Origin of the sequence: Rhizobium sp. BK181, from assembly GCF_014193305.1 — a bacterium.
In the GTDB taxonomy this organism is placed as follows: Bacteria; Pseudomonadota; Alphaproteobacteria; order Rhizobiales; family Rhizobiaceae; genus Rhizobium.
Genome location: NZ_JACHZA010000001.1, coordinates 697,248 through 716,080 on the forward strand (window position 1 = coordinate 697,248; position 18,833 = coordinate 716,080).

The following is an 18,833-nucleotide window of genomic DNA, read 5'->3' on the forward strand; positions in this document are numbered from 1 at the left end:
CTATTTGCCGCGCTGACCGCGGCGGTTGCGGTGGCGCCGCCAGACGCCGTCATCCGCCATCATGTCCGTCAGCAGGCCTTCCCTCAAGCCGCGATCGGCAACACGCATACGGGGGCTCGGCCAGCGACGGCGGATCGCTTCGAGAATCGCGCAACCGGCCAACACCAGGTCGGCGCGATCCGGCCCGATGCAGGGATTGGCGGCGCGGCTGGCGAAATCCCACGACAGAAGCTTGGCCTGCATCGCCGAGACCTCGTCGTCGGAAAGCCAGATACCATCGACCTTGCGCCGGTCGTAGCGCGGCAGATCGAGGTGAACGCCGGCCAACGTCGTCACCGTTCCTGATGTGCCGATGAGATGGAAGTCACCGGCATGACCGATGTCGATCGCAGGGCAATCGAAGCGCTCAAGCATGCCCTCCACCTCCACGACCATGCCTTCAAAGACGTCCGGCGTGACATCCCGCCCGCCGTGACGCTCCGAAAGCGTCACGACGCCGACGGGAAGCGAGGTCCAATGCGTGATGTGATTGGCGAGGCGATTGAAGCGGCTATCGCCGATGCGGATGACCGCGATTTCGGAGGAGCCGCCGCCGATATCGAAGAGGACAACCGACCGTGTCTCCCGACCGACCAGAGACGAGCAGCCGGAGACGGCGAGCCGCGCTTCCGTCTCCCTATCGATAATCTCGAGTTCGAGGCCGGTCTCGGCCACAACGCGCTCGAGAAACTGGGCGCCGTTGACCGCCTGCCGGCAGGCCTCGGTGGCGATCAGCCGCATCCGGCGGATTTCACGGCTTTTCAGCTTGGAAGCGCAGACGCGCAGCGCATCGACCGCCCGATCCATCGCATCGTCGGAGAGCCGACCACTTGCCGCCAATCCTTCGCCGAGGCGCACGATCCGCGAAAAGGCATCGACGACGCGAAACTGGCCGGGCCGCGTCGGCTGCGCGATCAACAGGCGGCAATTGTTTGTGCCGAGATCGAGAGCGGCATAGAGCTCGTCCGGCCACGGATGTTCGCCGTGATTGCGGTACCCATTTTCGGCCTGCCGCGGCGCCCGATTCTCGTTCTGACCTATCCGCGATTCAGCGGTGTCACTCCCTTGGGTCGCCTGCTGCGGCTGAGCTGGACGTCCGACCGGCTTCTCATGCACCAGGGGACGTCCCTGCAGACCGCGTTTGCCGCGATGCTTGCGGCGATTGCGGCGGCTCGGTACCGACTCGCTGTCAACGCGAGCGGCTTGCGCTGCGATGGCGGAAACTTCGTTGCTTTGACGACGTTGTTGCGCGGCTTCGCCTGAGGCGCCTGTACCACGACGGCGACGCTTTCGCTTGCGCGCCGCGTTGCCGGCTTCGATTGGGCGTGCCGCCTCTCCGGTCTCGCCGGAGAGGACATGCTGAGCGGACTGGTTCGCGCTGCGGGATTGCCCGCCACGCTTGCCCTTGCGGCGCCTGGACTTCTTGCCGTCCTTGCGCCCTGCCGCCAACGCCCCGTTACCTTGCGGCCCTTGGCCGCCTTCGGGGTCTTCCACGTTCTTTTTCCATCGCACCGCGCAAGTCCAGAAGGTATGCAGCAGGCGCTCATTCGATTTTGCGTTGCCGCGAAGATACCAGCGCATCGCGAAATCACCAAATTCTTTTTGGCAGTAGCGAAATAGGCCAACTTTTTGAGATCAAAAGCCGCTGCAAAATCCCTGGTCATTTTTTTCGAAACAGGTATTTGCAATCCGCCAGCTTTTGTTTATAAGCGCCGCACACCAGCGGAGCCGCTTCGAGCGCCGCAGCTGCTGGGGAATAGTTCAATGGTAGAACAGCGGACTCTGACTCCGTCGATCTTGGTTCGAATCCAGGTTCCCCAGCCAATTCTCCACTTTCCTGCGTGCCGATCTCTCTCTGACCTTAGTCCCGGCAGCCCTACCACCTCCCATCGTCACTTGATTTCGCTTTGAATTCCCCTGCGCAATGCTATTTACATGGCTGGTTTCCACACCGGGGGCGACGATGGCGAAGGAGTTTGGACGGAGCATCGGTCGATTTGTGGGGTTGGAGCAACCTCGCACCCTTTCCACACGCTTTTTGCAACTGGCGGAAGTTACCGGCGGTCGATTGCGCTGGAACGAACCGGAAAACGAAGCTCCGGTCCGCATGGAACGGAGCAACGGCTACTTGATCTGCCTCCAGCGGCGCTATCTCGCCGAGTATCCCTATTGGGTTAATGACAGACCAATGCCCGCGATGCCGCTCAATGCCGGGCAATTTCTTTTCCTTGACCTCAACGAAGAACATGCCTCGCTGACCCGTGGAGCCGTCGACTGTGTGTCCATGTATGCGTCGCATGAGGCATTGCAGCAGTTCCACGACGAGCACGATCTGGGGTCGGTCGGGTCGCTCCGCACCGCCAGCGGCGTGGCCTTCGATGATGGCGTGATCAGAAATCTGGGCGAATGCCTGGTAACCGCTTTCGAGCAGCAGGAGACTGCGACTCAGCTTTTTGCTGATGGCATTGCGCTGGCTCTGTTGACGCACATCAGCGTTGCTTATGCAGAGCGGCCTGCGGTCGTACATGCGATCCGTGGGGGACTGGCGCAGTGGCAAGAGCGTCGGGCGAAGGAGATGCTGCTGGCGAACCTCGACGGCAAGATCGGTCTTGGGGAACTCGCTCGCGGGTGTGGTCTGTCACGCAGCCATTTCGCACGCGAATTCAAGGCCACGACGGGCCTGCCGCCGCTTCAGTGGTTGCAGGCGCAGCGGATAGAACGAGCAAAAAATATGCTTCTGAAGCCTTCCGTGCCGATCGAATTGATCGCCCATCAATGCGGTTTTACCGATCAGAGCCACTTCACGCGTAGCTTTTCCAAGGCGGTTGGTGTCACACCCGGCTCGTGGCGGCGCCTTCGTAGCCTCTAGGCAAGCTCAATCCGACACGGTCCCGTCGGGCCACGGCGCTTTATTGCAAGGTAGCACTGGCATACAAAAAACAGCACTCTGTGCACTGGTCTGCGAGCAATCGGCAGATAGCGTTAAGCGAAGGTGCGGTGGGGACTGGCTAAATGGCCAAGCCTCGCACGCGGTCCGCGTCAGGAGGCCAAGATGACCAATCAAAACCAGACATTGTCAAATGAGGCTGGACCGGAGGAGCACTCTTCCGCGGCTTCGATATCGGTTTCACGCCGCACGGTTCTTCAGATGGCGGGAGGCGTCGTGTCACTCGCGTCCGTGTCCCATGCTGAAGCGCAGTCGTCCCCGCCAACCGTGACAACCAGCGGCGTGACAGGGCCGGTTCGGCTCGTCGTGAATGGAACGGCAAGAGAACTTCAGGTCGATTCCCGGCAATCCCTGCTCGACGTTTTGCGTGAAACTCTTGATCTCACCGGCACGAAGAAGGGCTGCAACCAGGGCGCCTGCGGCGCATGCACTATTCTCCTCAACGGCAGACGTATCGTTTCCTGTCTGACCTTGGCGTCCATGCATGACGGAGCCGAAATCGAAACCATCGAAGGGCTCGAAAGGAACGGCGAGCTTCATCCACTGCAACAGGCGTTCGTGGAGCATGAAGGCCTGCAGTGCGGGTTCTGCACGCCTGGCCAGATCATGTCGGGACTAGGCTGCATTGCCGAGGGCCATGCGGCGTCGCCGGAGGATATCCGGTTCTGGATGAGCGGCAATATCTGTCGCTGTGGCGCCTATCCAGGCATCGTCGCCGCGATCGCCGACGCGGCCGAAAGGAGCTGACCCATGCTTCCGTTTGTATTGGAAAAGGCACGTAACACCGAAGCCGCGATAGCCTCCGCAGCCGCCGGCGCGCGCTACATCGCCGGCGGAACGACGCTTGTCGATCTTATGCGCGAGGAGGTCGAACGTCCGGATCAGCTCGTGGATATCAACGCCCTCCCCTTGGGCGATGTTCGAGTGGATGGTGAGGATCTGGTTATTGGCGCGCTCGCCCGGATGTCCGACGTTGCTACCCACCCGGACGTGCAGCGCCTGCAGCCGGTGATCGCGGAGAGCCTGATCGAAGGCGCTTCGCCACAATTGCGGAATATGGCTTCGATGGGCGGCAATCTGCTGCAGCGATGCCGCTGTCCTTATTTCCGGATGCTGGACGCTGCCTGCAACAAGCGGGCTCCCGGCTCCGGTTGTGCTGCGATCGACGGCCTCAATGCGGGCAACGCGATCCTTGGCACCAGCGATCAATGCGTCGCGACACATCCCTCGGATGTCGCGGTCGCGCTCGTCGCACTCGGCGCGACAATGCGGGTCAGGGGTCCGCAAGGCGAGCGCAGTTTCCCCGTCGAAGACCTCTACCGGTTGCCCGGAAACACTCCGCATCTGGAGCATACGCTCCTTCCGGCCGAGTTGATCCTGGAGATCCGCGTCCCCGGCGGACCCCACAGCCGACGCGCACGCTATCTCAAGGTACGCGACCGGGCTTCCTATGAGTTCGCGCTTGTTTCGGCGGCAGTCGCGATCGATGTCGACAACGGGCTGATCCGCTCAGCGCGTATCGCTGTGGGCGGGGTCGGCACCAAGCCCTGGCGTCTGCGAGCCTGCGAGGCGGCCCTTGCCGGCAATGCCGCAGATCGCGCAAGCTTCGAGGCTGCCGCCCATCTGGCAACCGACGGCGCCCGTCCGTTAAGCCATAACCACTACAAGGTGGAGCTACTGCCGCGGACCATTGTCCGTGCCCTCGAAATGGCAGGAGAAGTCGCATGACAACCAATCTTATCGGCACAGCCAGAACTCGAGTCGACGGCCCGCAGAAGGTGACGGGCGGCGCCCGATACGCGGCCGACTTCAATCAACCTGGCCAAGCCTACGCCGCCATCGTCAGTTCCACGATCGGCCTCGGTACGGTCACCGATATCGACAGCACTTCCGCCGAGAAGATGCCGGGCGTCATCGCCGTCATCAGCCATCATAACGCCGAACGGCTGCCTTATCTGCCGCATAGGGCCATCATTGATCCGGCGTCGGGGGACCGCCTTCATGTCCTGCAGGACGACAAGGTGCGCTTCTACGGCCAGCCCGTCGCCGTAGTCGTTGCGGACAGCATCGATCATGCCGAGCGGGCTGCCGCAGAACTGCACATTTCTTATGAAGCCCAGCAGCCGCTCACGGACCCGACGGATCGGAGGGTTGAGCGCATCATTCCGGAAGCGGGTAGCGTCGACAGATCACGAGGGGATGCCAATAAGGCAGTGGCCGAGGCGCCTGTCGTCATTGACGAGACCTACAATATTGCGCGTGAGAACCACAATCCAATGGAGCCGCACGCAACGGTCGCATCCTGGAGCGGCGACCGTGTGACCCTATGGAGCAAGAGCCAATATCTGGTCAATGAGCAAGCCGAAATCGCGGCAGTATTCGGCTTGCCGCTGGAGAATGTCGAAGTCATCTGTCCCTTTATCGGGGGCGCCTTCGGAACCAGCCTCAGGACGTGGCCGCACGTTACGCTGGCAGCACTGGCGGCGCGCCAGATCCGACGGCCGGTCAAGCTGGTGCTCACCCGCAAGCAGATGTTCTTCACAACCGGTCACAGGCCACGCACCTTTCAGAGGGTTGCGCTCGGTGCTACGTCAGAGGGCAGGCTTACCGCTGTGATCCATGAAGGTACGGGAGAAACGAGCCGCTATGAGCAATTTACGGAGGCGCTAACCTCGGTCACCGACTACTTGTATTCCTGCCCCAACGTCCAGACCGGCTACCGCTTGGCGCAGCTCGACACGAGCACGCCAAATCATATGCGCGGTCCCGGCGAGGCGAGCGGCATCTTTGCGCTCGAAAGCGCTATCGACGAATTGTCCTACAAACTCGGTATCGACCCCATCGAGCTGAGGCGTCGTAATGAACCTGATATCGATGAAGGCGAAAACAAGCCGTTCTCCAGCAGGTCGCTCATCCAATGTTACGACCTCGGCGCCGAGCGTTTTGGCTGGAAGCGACGAACCACCCAACCGCGCTCCATGCGCGACGGGCGTCTTCTTATCGGCATGGGAACGGCCAGCGCGACCTATCCGGCCTTCCATGCACCGGCAAACGCGAGAGTGCGATTGCTTGCAGACGGAACGGCCGAGGTAGAGGCAGCCGCAAGCGACATGGGCCCAGGAACCTATACTTCCATGAGCCAGGTGGCGGCGGAATTCCTCGGCCTCCCGTTGGAGCGAATCCGTTTCAAGCTTGGAAGGTCGGACTATCCGCAAACACCCTCGCACGGTGGGTCCTGGACGATGGCGTCGGTCGGGTCGGCAATCCGTGCTGCCTGTCTCGAGGTGCAGGCAGAAGCGACTCGGCTTGCAACCACAAGCGCCAACTTGCCGGTTTCGGGAACGTCGATAGAAGATTTTGAATGGCGCGAAGGCACGCTTCGGCGCCGCGGCGAAGCGTCATTGGGCATTTCTTATCAGGACATTGTTGTCGCCAACCGCGGTCCGATCGAAGCCAGTGGATCCGCGCAGCGCGATCCGAGCGTGGCGGAGCGATATTCGATGCACTCCTTCGGAGCTGTATTTGCGGAGGTCGCTATCGATCCGGATGTGGGCACGATCACCGTCCGCCGCATCGTCGGTGCCTATGGGATCGGTCGCGTCGTCAATCCTCTTCTCGCCCGCAGTCAGTGCACCGGCGGCATGATTGGCGGCATGGGGATGGCGCTTATGGAGCAGACAGCACTCGATCCGCGCGATGGCCGCCCGGTCAACGCTCACATGGCCGACTATCTGATGCCGGTAAACCTCGACATCCCGACGTTGGAGGCACACTTCGTGGAGGAAGTCGACCCTCACGTTAACCCGCTCGGCGTGAAGGGCCTTGGCGAGATAGCACTCGTCGGCACCGCTCCAGCGATCGCAAACGCAATCTTCCATGCGACAGGCAAACGCGTGCGAACCCTGCCGATCCGGATCGAAGATATGCTGACCGCATAGCCATCAAATGGTCTTCCGGATCGGATGCAGGCAATGGAATTGCCTCGGTCTGGAAGACAATATCCTGGCCTCGCGCAGACGAGGAGAGCCTGGCCTAGAGGGCCAACCGATGCCCACTCGGCCACACCCGGCCGAGACTACGCCGACATCCTTGCCCTGACACCATCCGCCAGTTCCTGCATCCGATCGATCGGGATGCGGCCGATCAACATGAAGGCGTGCGTTGCGTTCGACCAGTAGACGACGTTCATGCCATTTCGGCCTTCGACGTCAGGCTCCTTCATGCCGACATCCGAGCGAACGATGCAGAGCGCCAGCGGTCCGGTCTCGGGATCGAGATAGGCAATCTGCGCGAGCGGCTTTTCGTCATACTGCAGCATCTGTGCGCGCTTGAACTCGATGCCCGGCAACGACACGGCTTCAGGGGACAACGAGAGGCCAAGCTTGTCGTCAAGGCGCGCGAGTTGGGCGACCTGTGCTTCGGCGGATGGCGACGGACCGGCCAGGGTGTCTGGCGTATAGAGAGCGATGTATTCGGCGACCACGGCCCGCCATTCATTGCTTTCGTCGGGTGCGTGAACGCGGTTGCGAATGCCGATGACGGCCCGGTCGGCCACAACACCGGCGACCAGGCAGGCGGCAAGCGCAGCCAGGAAGCCGCGGCGATTGGAGCGCGCCGGAACCGGCCTCGCCTCGGCCGGCAGAATGCCCAGTATCGCATCCAGCCTCGCCTTCGGTGCCGCGGACAGCAATGGCTCGAAGGCCTGCTGGAATGACAGGCTGCTCTGCGACAGGAACGCCAGCCTTGCGGCCGCATGCTCGTCAGAGCCCAGAACCGCCTCGATGCGCGATACCTCGGCATTCGACAACTCACCGTCGATATAGGCCGTCAATTCCTCATCGGAGGGGATTTTATTCTTGTCGCTCATGTGTCCCCTCCCCCCGATACGCTGGTTGCGATCTTGGCGCGCGCGGCAGCAAGGCGGCTCATCACCGTTCCGATCGGGATGTCCAATACGTCTGCTACCTCCTTGTAGGAAAGACCTTCTACGTAAGCGAGGAACACGGCCGCCCGCTGCGCGTCCGGCAGCGTATTGACCAGTCGCAGAACCTGGTTCGCCAAGACATGTGTTTCCGTTTCGCGGGCACCATCGACGACCAAGGCCTCGTCGGCATCAACGAAGCCCCGACCAAGGCGCACTCGTTGCGACCGGATCTCATTCAGCCAGATGGAATGCAGGATGGAAAACAACCATCGATCCAGCCGGGTTCCCGTCTCGAACTGCCCGACACGCTCAAGCGCGCGGACACAGGTCTGCTGCACGAGATCGTCGGCAACGTCGCGGCGATGCGAAAGCACAAGGCCATAGCGCCACAGCCGCAGCAGATTGTCCGCCAGGCCGCTTCTGATATCGGCTTCGCTTGCGATGTGAGCCTCCGCCACAAGTTTTCCTTCCAAAGCCGCCGGTTGTACCGGCGGCTTTGGCGTTGCAGGACTATAGGCAGGAAATGTGGTGTACGCGAACGGCATTTGGAGGGTTCCTGTCAACCGTGATTGCGCGCTCCTGTCCAGTCGCCGGAAATCACATCTTAGAGGGCTTCATGATTGCTTCGTGGAGGTCCTCGTATTCCTCGCACTCGGTGCTGCCGCAAAGCGTCTTGATCACTTCGAGCTGTTCTTTGGCGAGATCGAGGCGACCCTTAACGACGTAGGCTTCGCCGAGATATTCGCGAACCTGTGCATATTTCGGATCGATCTCGACGGATTTCAGGTAGTAGGAAATACCTTCGTCCGTGCGGCCGAGCTTGCGGGTGGCGTAGCCGCGGTAGTTCAGGGCTTCAGCCGTGTTCGGGTCCTTCAGCGTATCGAGCATGGCAATCGCTTCTTCGTAGCGGCCAGCCTTTGCCAGCGAATAGGCATAGTCCGTGCGGTTTTCGTCCGTCACGTTGGCGCTGCTCTGCTTGACACATCTCCTTGTTTTCTTGTCATACAGCTGGCCCTTCTTGCAGGTCGGCATGGTGCCGCTGCTGCCGCCCGTGCCACTGGCACCGCTGCCGCCACCAGCGCCGCTGCCACCGCCTCCCACTGCAAAAGCGGGAGCCGAAAGCGCGAAAGCGGCAATGCAGCCGCCGACCAGGATGGAAGCAATACGAACAGTCGCGATCGTCATGGGATATCTCCTAGGAAAATGACGTTGGCGGCGAGTGAACACTGTTGAATGGCAGTTTATTCGATTGCTTGTTCTTCTTTTTTGGAGCGCTGCGCTGCACCGCCGGCGAATAAATGCGAAGCTGAGGTGTTAGCCGTTCGCGCCGGCCAAAAGGAGCATTCCGTGAGTGATACCGTAAAACTGTTGAGTCTTGCCGTCGCGACACCAGAGCATGTCATCACCCAGAAGGAAGCAGCGGAGACGTCCGCCCGGCTGTTTTCGTCCCGATTCAAGGATTTCTCTCATCTTGCCAGCGTCTTCGAAAATTCCGGCATCAAGAAGCGCTATGCCGCGCGTCCGCTGGAGTGGTTCATCGAACCGCACGGCTGGCAGGACCGGATGGAAGCATATGGCGAGGTGGCACGCAGCCTGTTCTTCGAAACCGCCACCAACGCGCTGAAACAGGCGGGACTGCAGGGGCGTGACGTCGACTGCATCGTCACCGTCTCATCCACTGGGATCGCGACACCGAGCCTTGATGCACAGCTCGCGCAAAAAATGGGCTTTCGCTCGGATATCGAGCGTGTTCCCGTTTTCGGGCTCGGCTGCGCTGCGGGCGTTTCGGGCTTCGCCATTGCCTCGCGGTTTGCCCACGACCGGCCGGGCAAGACCGTGCTTTTCGTGACCATCGAACTTTGCACGCTTGCGTTCCGGCTCGACGAACTGACACGCGCCAACATCATCGCCACGGCCCTTTTCGGCGATGGCGCGGCGGCCTGCGTTCTCCGGGCGGGGCCGCATGGCAAGGCTGAGGTCGAGTCGACGGGCGAGCACCTTTTCCCCGATACGCTGGGCATCATGGGCTGGAAGATCGACGATACCGGCTTTGGCGTGGTTCTCGCCCAGTCGCTGCCGCCCTTTGCCGAGGCTGAACTCGGCCCCGCCGTCGACGGAATACTGGCGCGTAACGGCCTGTCCAGGTGCGATATCGATCGCTTCATCTGTCACCCCGGTGGCGCGAGAGTCTTGACAGCTTTGGAAAGCGCTCTGTCACTCGAAGCAGGAAAACTGGATCATGAGCGCGCCGTGCTCGCCGAATATGGCAACATGTCCTCGCCGACGATCCTTTTCGTACTGGAACGCGTCTTGAAGGCCGGATTGCCGCCACGTAGCGCCATGGTCGCAATGGGGCCAGGCTTTGCGGCGAGCTGCGTAACGTTGAAGAGGGTCGCGTAATGTGGCCCTCTGTTGCCCTCCTCGCCTTCGTGACGGCCCAGCGCCTCGCGGAACTCGTTCTCGCCCGCCGCAATACGCGGGCGCTTTTGGACAGCGGCGCGAAGGAGGTCGCGCCGGAGCACTATCGCTACATGGTGGCGCTGCACAGCTGCTGGATTGCCGGATTGTGGCTGCTGGCAATTGGTCGCCCGATCGACCCAGTGTGGTTGGCCGTTTTCGTGGTTTTGCAGGCAGGTCGTCTCTGGGTCATCGGCACGCTCAAGGGCCGCTGGACGACACGCATTATAGTGCTGCCCGGCGCTCCCCTCGTCAGCGGTGGACCGTACCGGTTCATGACGCATCCGAACTATGCGGTTGTCGCCGGCGAGATCGCCGTCCTTCCCCTCGCCTTTGGGATGCCCGTCTACGCCGCGATATTTTCGGCGCTGAACGCGGCGGTACTCTATGTCCGCATCAAAGCGGAAAATGAGGCGTTGAGAACCGCAATGTTTTTGAAATGAAACGCAATTTTTCGTTTGCGTGCGACTTGCCGGAGCGGCATTTTCATTGCCTGAAATAGGTGGAATGCACGGAAATGACAAAGAACGCAATTGTGCTTGGCGCCGGGATCGTCGGCGTATCGACAGCCATTCATCTGCAGCGCCGGGGACGGCAGGTGACATTGATCGATCGCAAGGCGCCAGGCAAGGAAACGTCCTTTGGTAATGCCGGACTCATTCAACGCGAGGGTGTCGTTCCCTACGGCTTTCCACAACAGCTCGGCGTTCTGGTCCGCTACGCTTTCAACAACCGGATCGATGCCCACTATCATCTCAAGGCGCTGCCCGGCCAACTTGCCTTCCTCGCCCGCTATTGGTGGAATTCCAACGCCAAACGCCACGAAATGATTTCCCGCGCCTATGCGCCGCTGATCCAGCACTCGATATCGGAGCACAATGATCTGATCGAGGCGTCCAATGCGCAGCACCTGATCCGCAAGAATGGCTGGATGGAGATTTTCCGCACGGCCGGCAAGCGTGATGCAGAATTTGCCGAGGCCGAACGGCTGCGAGCGGAATTCGGGATCAGCTATGAGCAGCTGGATGCTGCTGGGGTTGCGCGATTGGAGCCCCACATCAACGGAGATTTCGTCGGCGGCCTACGCTGGCGCGATCCCTGGTCGGTTCTCGATCCGCACGGGCTGACGATGGCCTATCGCGCTTATTTCGAAAGCCTGGGCGGCAGATACCTGACCGGTGATGCCAACTCTCTCGGCCGCTCTGGGGCAAATTGGAGGGTGGTAACCAGCGAAGGCTCGCTGGACGCGGAGGATGCGGTCCTGGCACTCGGCCCCTGGGCTGCAGTAGCAACCAGACGGCTCGGCTATGCCTTCCCGCTCGGCGTCAAGCGCGGCTACCACATGCACTATGCCGCGGCAAAGAATGCGACCCTCAACAACTGGACGCTCGATGCGGAGCGCGGTTATTTCCTGGCACCAATGAACCGCGGCATACGACTGACGACGGGCGCTGAATTCGCCGCCATGGATGCACCAAAGACACCCGTGCAGCTCGATCGAGCCGAGAAGGTGGCGCGCACGGTCTTTCCGCTCGGCGAAAGGCTTGATCCGGAGCCCTGGATGGGCGCTCGCCCGTGCACCCCGGACATGATGCCTATCATTGGAAAAGCGCCGCGGCATGATGGGCTATGGTTCGCCTTCGGCCACGCCCACCACGGCTTGACGCTGGGGCCGGTTACAGGCCGTGCTCTGGCTGAGGTCATGACCGGCGAGAGGCCATTCGTCGATCTTTCCGCCTATTCGCCGCAGCGTTTCAATCCGTGAACTCTCCCCTAGGCGACACCGAGTCCCGACAAATCCCGGAGTGCCGCCCTTGCAATCCCGTCGATGCTGTCATCGATATCGACCGTCACCACGCCGGGCTCGCCGGTCGGCACTTCCAGCGTCGCGAGTTGGCTTTCCAGCAGTGATGGAGGCATGAAGTGGCCCTTCCGCTCACCCATCCGATTCGTCAGCAGCTCTTTCGAACCAGACAGATAAACGAAGAACAGGCTTCCATTCACCGCGTTGCGCAGCCGGTTGCGGTAGGCGCGTTTCAACGCCGAGCAGGAAACGATGACGCCCTGCCCGCGATCCAGCGCCTCTTTCATCGTTTCACCGATGAGATCGAGCCAAGGCATGCGGTCGTCGTCCGTCAGCGGAATGCCCTTCGACATCTTCTCGACATTCGACGCGGGGTGAAGCTGGTCACCCTCGACAAATTGCAGGCCGAGGGCGTCCGAAATCTTCAGGCCTATCGAGGACTTGCCGCAACCACTGACCCCCATGACGATGATGGCATGAGGGGTCGTGTTGGTCTCTGGCATTGTTTATCTCTCCCACAATTCCGGCGCTCCCGGAACAGGGAGAACCCTTATGACGCGGCGAGTGCCGCACTCTTGCGCGCAAGACGAGCCTTAATGGTGTCGACATCGGCGCGCGGTGTCGCAGCGAACAAGGTCTTCGTATAGCTGTGCTGCGGATCGTTGAAAACCTGATCCCGCGCGCCATACTCCACAGCCTCACCGAAATACATCACCATGACGTCGTCGGCCATGTAGCGAACGACCGAGAGATCGTGGCTGATGAAGACATAGGTGAGGTTCAGCTCGTCCTGCAAATCCGCGAGCAGATTGAGAACCTGAGCCTGGACCGAAAGGTCGAGTGCAGACACCGGCTCATCGAGAACCAGGAGCCGCGGCTTCAGCATCAGAGCGCGGGCGATCGCGATGCGCTGGCGCTGGCCGCCGGAGAACATGTGCGGATAGCGATTGAAATGAATCTCCTGCAGGCCGACCTTCTTGAGCATCGCCATCGCCAATTCGCGCCGCTCGGCGGCGGGCGTATCGGTGTTGATGATCAGGGGCTCCATCAGGATGTCGCCGATCTTCTTGCGCGGGTTCAGCGAGCCGTAGGGGTTCTGGAAGACAATCTGCACCTTACGGCGAATTTCCGGTGTCAGATCGCCTGCAGCGATATCGACCTTCTTGCCGTCGATGAAGAGATCGCCACCGCTCGCCGGATCGATCATCGTGACGATGCGGGCGAGCGTCGACTTGCCGCAACCGCTTTCGCCGACGATCGCCAGTGTCTTGCCCTGCTCCACCTTGAAGCTCACACCCTTGACGGCGTGTACGGTTCTCTCCTTCTTGAAGAGACCGCCCGGCAGATAATAGTTGCGGACAATGTTCTTTGCTTCGAGGACTGGCGTCATTGGGCCGCTCCCTTGAAAATTTCACCGATGGTCGGCAGTCGGTCACCGGTGGCGTTTTCCGGCAGGGCGGCGAGCAGTGCTCTCGTGTAGTCGCTCTTCGGAGACTCGAAGAGCGACAGGACGTCGGCCGCCTCCATCTTGCGTCCTTTGTACTGCACGATCACGCGATCGGCCGTCTCGGCGACCACGCCCATGTTGTGGGTGATCATGATGAGACCCATGCGGTGCTCCGTCTGCAGCCGCATCAGCAGATCGAGGATCTGCTTCTGGATGGTGACGTCGAGTGCGGTGGTCGGCTCGTCGGCAATCAAGAGCTTCGGATTGCAGGCGATCGCGATGGCGATCATGACGCGCTGGCATTGGCCGCCCGACATCTGGTGCGGGAAGTGGCTGAGCCGTTCGGCCGGGTTGGGAATGCCAACAGCCTCGAACAGCTCAATGGCGCGCTTCCGCCGCGCAGCCTTATCAAGCCCGAGATGGATCCGCAGGACCTCCTCGATCTGGAAGCCTACGGTGAAGCACGGATTGAGGCTGGCGATCGGCTCCTGGAAGATCATCGACATATCCTTGCCGATGATCTTGCGTCGTTCGCTTGCCGACATGCCAAGCAGATTGCGGCCGTCAAAGACCATCTTGTCTGCCGTCACCTTTGCGGTCCACGGCAGGAGGCCCATCGCAGCCAGCATGGAGACCGACTTACCGGATCCCGACTCGCCAACGATTGCCAGGACTTCGCCCGCATCAACCTTCAGCGATACGCCATCGACGGCACGAAACGGGCCCGTGGAGGTCTGGAACTCGACGACGAGATTTTCGATTTCAAGAAGTGCCATCTCAGGACCTCTTCAGTTTGGGGTCAAGCGCATCGCGCAGTCCGTCGCCCATCAGATTGATAGCGAGAACGGTGATCAGAATGCAAAGACCCGGGAAAGTGACGAGCCACGGAGAGCTCTGGAAGAATTCGCGCGCATCCGCGAGCATCGTGCCCCATTCCGATGTCGGAGGCTGGGCGCCCATGCCAAGGAAGCCGAGAGCTGCGGCATCGAGAATCGCAGCGGAGAATGCGAGCGTTGCCTGAACGATCAGCGGCGCAAGGCAGTTCGGCAGGATCGTCTTGAACATGAGACGGAAAGTGCCTGCGCCGGCCACGCGCGATGCGACAACATATTCCTTCTCGCGCTCGCTGATCACGGCGGCGCGCGTCAAGCGCACGAAATGCGGCTGGTTGACGATCGAGATGGCGATCATGGCGTTCAGCAGGCCCGGCCCGAGAACGGCGACCAGCACCAGAGCGAGCAGCAGCGACGGGAAAGCCAGGATGATATCCATGACGCGCATGATGAAAGTATCGGTGCGGCCGCGGAAATACCCGGCGACAAGACCGAGCAGCACGCCGGCGACAGCCGAAAGCGACGCGACGACAAGGCCGATGAACAGAGAGAAGCGCGTTCCATAAATCAGGCGCGACAGCATATCGCGACCGACGGCATCGGTTCCAAGCGGGAACATCGGGTTGCCTTTTTCCGCCCAAACCGGCGGGACGCGCTGCATGCCGTCGAATGGAACGTTCGGATCATGCGGTGCAATCAACGGCGCGAAGATCGCCATCACCAGCACCAACAGAAAGACGCCGAGGCCGATGACGGCGCCCTTGTTGCGGGAGAAGTAATACCAGAACTCAGAGAGCCCTGACGGCTGGGTCGACTTGGTGGTTATCGCACTCATAAGCCGCTCCTAGTGACGAATACGTGGATTGATGAGACCGTACATGAGGTCAACGATCAGGTTGACGATCATGATGATGCCGGCAATGAGCAACAGGCCGCCTTGAACAACGGTGTAGTCACGCTTGAAGACGGCATCGACCATCCATTTGCCGATGCCCGGCCAGGAAAAGATCGTTTCCGTCAGGATCGCGCCGCCGAGCAGCACGCCGACCTGCAGACCGATCGACGTCACGACCGGGATCATCGCGTTGCGAAGCGCGTGCAAGCCGACGACGCGCAAGGGCGCTAGGCCCTTCGAGCGAGCGGTTCGTACATAGTCTTCACCGAGCACTTCCAGCATGGCCGAGCGCGTCTGGCGCGCGATGACCGCAAGCGGAATGGTGCCGAGGACGATTGTCGGCAGGATGAGCGAGACGAACGCCGACTTGAATGCACCGGCCTGGCCGGAGAGCAGACTGTCGATCAGCATGAAGCCGGTCACCGGCTTGAAGAAATACATCAGCGAAATACGACCGGACACGGGCGTCCAGTGCAGCGTGTTCGAGAAGAGAACGATGAGCAGCAGGCCCCACCAGAAGATCGGCATCGAATAGCCGACGAGGGCAACGCCCATCACGCTCTGGTCGAACCAGGTTCCTCGCTTGACCGCGGCAAAGACGCCGGCGGGAATGCCAAGCACGATGGCAAAAATGATCGCGCAAAGCGAAAGCTCAAGCGTCGCCGGGAAGAGCGAGCCGAATTCCTGCAGAACCGGGCGCTTGGTAACGATCGACGAACCGAGATCGCCTTGCACCACGTTGCCGAGGTAATCAAGGTATTGAACGTAGACCGGTCGATCGAGGCCGAGATCATGCATGACCTGGGCATGGCGTTCCGGCGCCATCACGCGCTCGCCCGACATCAGCATGACCGGGTCACCGGGCAGCAGTCGGATGAACGAGAAGGCGATGAGTGAAACGCCGATGAAGGTTGGGATCAGGATCGCAAGGCGTCCGATGAGAAATCGCAACATTGGCAAGTGTCCATAGTGTTCCGGCGGTCAGGTATCAAACCTGACCGCCGGCCAAGCCCGGGATTGCCGGGCATCTTTGCATAATTTTGATTACTCGGCGATATCAACGCCGTCGAAACGGTGAACACCGACCGGATCCTGCACGTAGCCGGAAACCTTAGCGCTCATCGGTACGAATTCCGTGGAGTGATCGATGGTCGCCCACGGAGCTTCCTTCTTGAAGACGACCTGTGCCTGTTCGTAGAGCTTGGTGCGCTCGGCGACGTCAGCGGTCTTCTTGGCCTTCTTCACGAGATCGTCGAATTCCTTGTTGCACCACTGCGCGCGGTTGTTGCCGCCAACGGCTTCGCAGCCGAGCAGAGTGTCAAGGAAGTTGTCCGGGTCGCCGTTGTCGCCGGTCCAGCCGAGGATCGCAGCACCGTCGCGGGCCTTGTCCTTGGAGAGCTTCAGGTACTCGGCCCATTCATGGGTGACGATGTCGACCTTGACGCCGACCTTTGCGAGGTCAGCCTGCATCAGTTCAGCGGCGCGACGTGCGTTCAGCATGTACGGACGCGAAACCGGCATTGCCCAGATCTTCATCGAGAGATCCTTGACGCCAGCCTTTTCGAGCATCTTCTTTGCTTCGTCCGGGTTGTAGACGTCATCCTTGATGTCGTCGTTATACGACCACATCGTCGGGGGGATCGGGTTCTTGGCAACCTGGCCGGCGCCTTGGAAGACGGCCTGGACGATCGCCTGCTTGTTGATCGCCATGTTCAGCGCCTGACGCACTTCGGCCTTATCGAACGGGGCCTGGAGCGTGTTGTAGGCGAGGTAGGAAACGTTCAGGCCCGGCTGTTCCAGAACCTTGAGGCTCGAGTCCGTCTGAAGATCCTTGACGTCAGCAGCGTTCGGGTAAGGCATGATGTGGCATTCGCCGGCCTTCAGCTTCTGAGCGCGGACAGAAGCGTCCGGGGTGATCGCGAATACGAGATCGTCGATCTTTTCCTTGCCCTTGAAGTAGGTTTCGTTGGCCTTGTAGCGGATGACGGCATCCGGCTGGTAGGCAACGAAGGTGAACGGACCGGTGCCGAGCGGCATCTGGTTCATCTGTTCCATCTTGCCGTCAGCCTGCAGCTTGTCGGCATATTCCTTGGACACGACGGACGCGAAGTCCATTGCCAGGTCGGCAAGGAACGGTGCTTCCGGATGGTTCAGCGTGAACTTGACGGTCAGGTCATCGACCTTTTCGACCGACTTGATGAGTTCCGGGAAGCCCATGCCAGCAGCATATTCGTAGGAAACGCCAGCAACGTACTTCGCCCACGGGCTATCAGCCTTCAGCTGGCGCTCGAACGAGAAGACGACGTCGTCAGCGGTCAGATCACGGCTTGGCGTGAAGAATTCCGTCGTCTGGAACTTTACGCCCGGACGCAGCTTGAAGATGTAGACTGTACCGTCGTCGGAAACCGTCCAGCTTTCGGCCAGGCCCGGCTCGATTTCGGTCTTCCCGTGCTGGAACTCGACGAGACGGCTATAAACCGTACGCGAGGAAGCGTCGAAGGTGGTGCCTGCAGTGTAGATGCCCGGATCGAAGCCTTCCGGCGACCCTTCGGAGCAGTAAACGAGCGTTTTGGACCAGGCTGCGGATGCCATGGCCGAAGCCAGGACCGTCGCGGCCAGCAAGACAGACATCTTTTTCATGATATCATTTCCCAGATTTGTTCTTTTATTTGAGACCCCGGGGGACCCCGGAATGACGGCAGATGGAACGACATTTGTTTGCTGAAATCAACGACCGAAGTGGAAAATTTTTCCACGCGGACAACTTTAGTAATTTTCCGCCAAAAATGGGCCGTATTTAGAAATAATCGGACTGGATAAACTCGATTCTTGTCGCATTTGGTATAATTTCGCGTCGCTGGCGACTTTTGCGCACACGCACGCGAATTTACCGACAAAAACTCCCCTAAAACGGAACGGCCGCGGCGCTTGACGCAGCCACGGCCTATCAAAACTTTGTCATCGCTGATCAGGCGGCGGGTGCCGCCACGCGAGGCTTGCGGTGTTCCTGTTCGCCGGTCAGGCCAAGCAGGAAGTTGATCTGCGGTCGTGCCTTGACGAGGTCGTCGATCGAATATTGCGTCAGCACGTCGAAGAAGGCGTTGAGGGCCTTGCGCAAGGCAGAGTTCAAACCACAGCTATCGACAAGCGGGCACTCGACCATGCCGTCGTCTTCGAAGCATTCTGCCATCGCAAAACTGTCCTCAGTGACGCGAACGACGTCGAACAGGCTGATGTCCTTCGCCGGCCTGCCGAGCCGCACGCCGCCGTTGCGGCCGCGGACGGTTTCAACGAGACCTGCCTTGTTGAGGGGTTGCAGGATCTTGAACAGGAACAGTTCAGAAACGCCGTATGCCCTCGCAATCTCAGGAATCCGGCTCAACTGCCCATCGTTGGCAGCACAATACATCAACATGCGAACCGCATAGTTGGTCTGCTTGGTCAAACGCATGCCGATCTCCAGAATCGTCGTCTACAATCGTCTATA

General features: G+C 60.5%; 18 protein-coding genes and 1 tRNA gene. 8 read left to right on the forward strand and 11 right to left on the reverse strand.

Features of this window, described 5'->3' with window-relative positions:
- Entirely contained in the window at positions 1 to 1,533 is a 1,533-nt protein-coding gene (locus FHT77_RS03455) for a Ppx/GppA phosphatase family protein (protein WP_183752535.1), read from the reverse strand.
- 256 nt (positions 1,534 to 1,789) lie between these two features.
- On the opposite strand from FHT77_RS03455, the gene FHT77_RS03460 reads away from it, so the two are divergent.
- The 5 genes from FHT77_RS03460 to FHT77_RS03480 all read left to right on the forward strand — a co-directional run bounded on the left by FHT77_RS03460 (position 1,790) and on the right by FHT77_RS03480 (position 6,924).
- A tRNA-Gln gene (locus FHT77_RS03460) sits at positions 1,790 to 1,863 on the forward strand.
- A gap of 139 nt (positions 1,864 to 2,002) precedes the next feature.
- Positions 2,003 to 2,908 carry a helix-turn-helix domain-containing protein gene (locus FHT77_RS03465; protein WP_246719641.1) on the forward strand — a complete coding sequence of 302 codons (906 nt, stop codon included), beginning with the start codon at positions 2,003 to 2,005 and terminating at the stop codon, positions 2,906 to 2,908.
- Positions 2,909 to 3,091: 183 nt separating this feature from the next.
- On the forward strand, positions 3,092 to 3,733 hold the full coding sequence (locus tag FHT77_RS03470) for a (2Fe-2S)-binding protein (RefSeq protein WP_183752537.1): 642 nt from the start codon (positions 3,092 to 3,094) through the stop codon (positions 3,731 to 3,733).
- Positions 3,734 to 3,736: 3 nt separating this feature from the next.
- Complete coding sequence (locus tag FHT77_RS03475) at positions 3,737 to 4,714, forward strand: FAD binding domain-containing protein (protein ID WP_183752539.1); 978 nt, start codon at positions 3,737 to 3,739, stop codon at positions 4,712 to 4,714.
- On the forward strand, positions 4,711 to 6,924 hold the full coding sequence (locus tag FHT77_RS03480; RefSeq protein ID WP_183752541.1) for a xanthine dehydrogenase family protein molybdopterin-binding subunit: 2,214 nt from the start codon (positions 4,711 to 4,713) through the stop codon (positions 6,922 to 6,924). The genes FHT77_RS03475 and FHT77_RS03480 overlap by 4 nt, the downstream gene beginning before the upstream one ends.
- Before the next feature lie 137 nt (positions 6,925 to 7,061).
- On the opposite strand, the gene FHT77_RS03485 is transcribed toward FHT77_RS03480, so the two are convergent.
- The 3 genes from FHT77_RS03485 to FHT77_RS03495 are packed head-to-tail and all read right to left on the reverse strand — an operon-like array spanning position 7,062 to position 9,095.
- The gene (locus tag FHT77_RS03485; protein WP_183752543.1) at positions 7,062 to 7,853 is read right to left on the reverse strand and encodes an anti-sigma factor family protein; all 792 of its coding nucleotides are present in this window, start codon (positions 7,851 to 7,853) and stop codon (positions 7,062 to 7,064) included.
- Positions 7,850 to 8,455, reverse strand: a complete 606-nt coding sequence (locus FHT77_RS03490; protein WP_183752545.1) for an RNA polymerase sigma factor — start codon at positions 8,453 to 8,455, stop codon at positions 7,850 to 7,852. The genes FHT77_RS03485 and FHT77_RS03490 overlap by 4 nt, the downstream gene beginning before the upstream one ends.
- A gap of 52 nt (positions 8,456 to 8,507) precedes the next feature.
- Complete coding sequence (locus FHT77_RS03495) at positions 8,508 to 9,095, reverse strand: tetratricopeptide repeat protein (RefSeq protein ID WP_183752547.1); 588 nt, start codon at positions 9,093 to 9,095, stop codon at positions 8,508 to 8,510.
- Positions 9,096 to 9,257: 162 nt separating this feature from the next.
- Between FHT77_RS03495 and FHT77_RS03500 the strand changes: the two genes are divergently transcribed.
- The 3 genes from FHT77_RS03500 (at position 9,258) to FHT77_RS03510 (ending at position 12,132) form a co-directional block, all read left to right on the forward strand.
- Positions 9,258 to 10,310: a type III polyketide synthase gene (locus FHT77_RS03500; RefSeq protein WP_183752549.1), complete on the forward strand. Its 1,053-nt coding sequence runs from the start codon at positions 9,258 to 9,260 to the stop codon at positions 10,308 to 10,310.
- Complete coding sequence (locus FHT77_RS03505; protein ID WP_183752551.1) at positions 10,310 to 10,810, forward strand: isoprenylcysteine carboxyl methyltransferase family protein; 501 nt, start codon at positions 10,310 to 10,312, stop codon at positions 10,808 to 10,810. The genes FHT77_RS03500 and FHT77_RS03505 overlap by 1 nt, the downstream gene beginning before the upstream one ends.
- A 74-nt stretch (positions 10,811 to 10,884) precedes the next feature.
- The gene (locus FHT77_RS03510) at positions 10,885 to 12,132 is read left to right on the forward strand and encodes an NAD(P)/FAD-dependent oxidoreductase (protein ID WP_183752553.1); all 1,248 of its coding nucleotides are present in this window, start codon (positions 10,885 to 10,887) and stop codon (positions 12,130 to 12,132) included.
- Positions 12,133 to 12,140: 8 nt separating this feature from the next.
- Here FHT77_RS03510 and FHT77_RS03515 read toward each other — a convergent pair whose 3' ends face one another.
- The 7 genes from FHT77_RS03515 to rirA form a co-directional block, all read right to left on the reverse strand.
- Complete coding sequence (locus FHT77_RS03515) at positions 12,141 to 12,674, reverse strand: gluconokinase (protein ID WP_183752555.1); 534 nt, start codon at positions 12,672 to 12,674, stop codon at positions 12,141 to 12,143.
- Between the two features lie 47 nt (positions 12,675 to 12,721).
- Positions 12,722 to 13,561, reverse strand: coding sequence for a dipeptide ABC transporter ATP-binding protein (locus FHT77_RS03520; protein WP_114711537.1), 840 nt, complete (start codon positions 13,559 to 13,561; stop codon positions 12,722 to 12,724).
- A complete protein-coding gene (locus tag FHT77_RS03525; RefSeq protein WP_183752557.1) occupies positions 13,558 to 14,394 on the reverse strand; it encodes an ABC transporter ATP-binding protein in 837 nt (278 codons plus the stop codon). Before FHT77_RS03525 ends, FHT77_RS03520 begins: the two co-directional genes overlap by 4 nt.
- A 1-nt stretch (position 14,395) precedes the next feature.
- Positions 14,396 to 15,286, reverse strand: coding sequence for an ABC transporter permease subunit (locus FHT77_RS03530; protein ID WP_183752559.1), 891 nt, complete (start codon positions 15,284 to 15,286; stop codon positions 14,396 to 14,398).
- A gap of 9 nt (positions 15,287 to 15,295) precedes the next feature.
- A complete protein-coding gene (locus FHT77_RS03535) occupies positions 15,296 to 16,300 on the reverse strand; it encodes an ABC transporter permease subunit (protein WP_183752561.1) in 1,005 nt (334 codons plus the stop codon).
- Positions 16,301 to 16,390: 90 nt separating this feature from the next.
- Positions 16,391 to 17,986 (reverse strand): ABC transporter substrate-binding protein, encoded by a 1,596-nt coding sequence (locus FHT77_RS03540; RefSeq protein WP_183752563.1) that lies wholly within the window; start codon positions 17,984 to 17,986, stop codon positions 16,391 to 16,393.
- Between the two features lie 328 nt (positions 17,987 to 18,314).
- A complete protein-coding gene (rirA, locus tag FHT77_RS03545; protein ID WP_183752565.1) occupies positions 18,315 to 18,797 on the reverse strand; it encodes an iron-responsive transcriptional regulator RirA in 483 nt (160 codons plus the stop codon).
- Positions 18,798 to 18,833 lie beyond the last annotated feature (36 nt).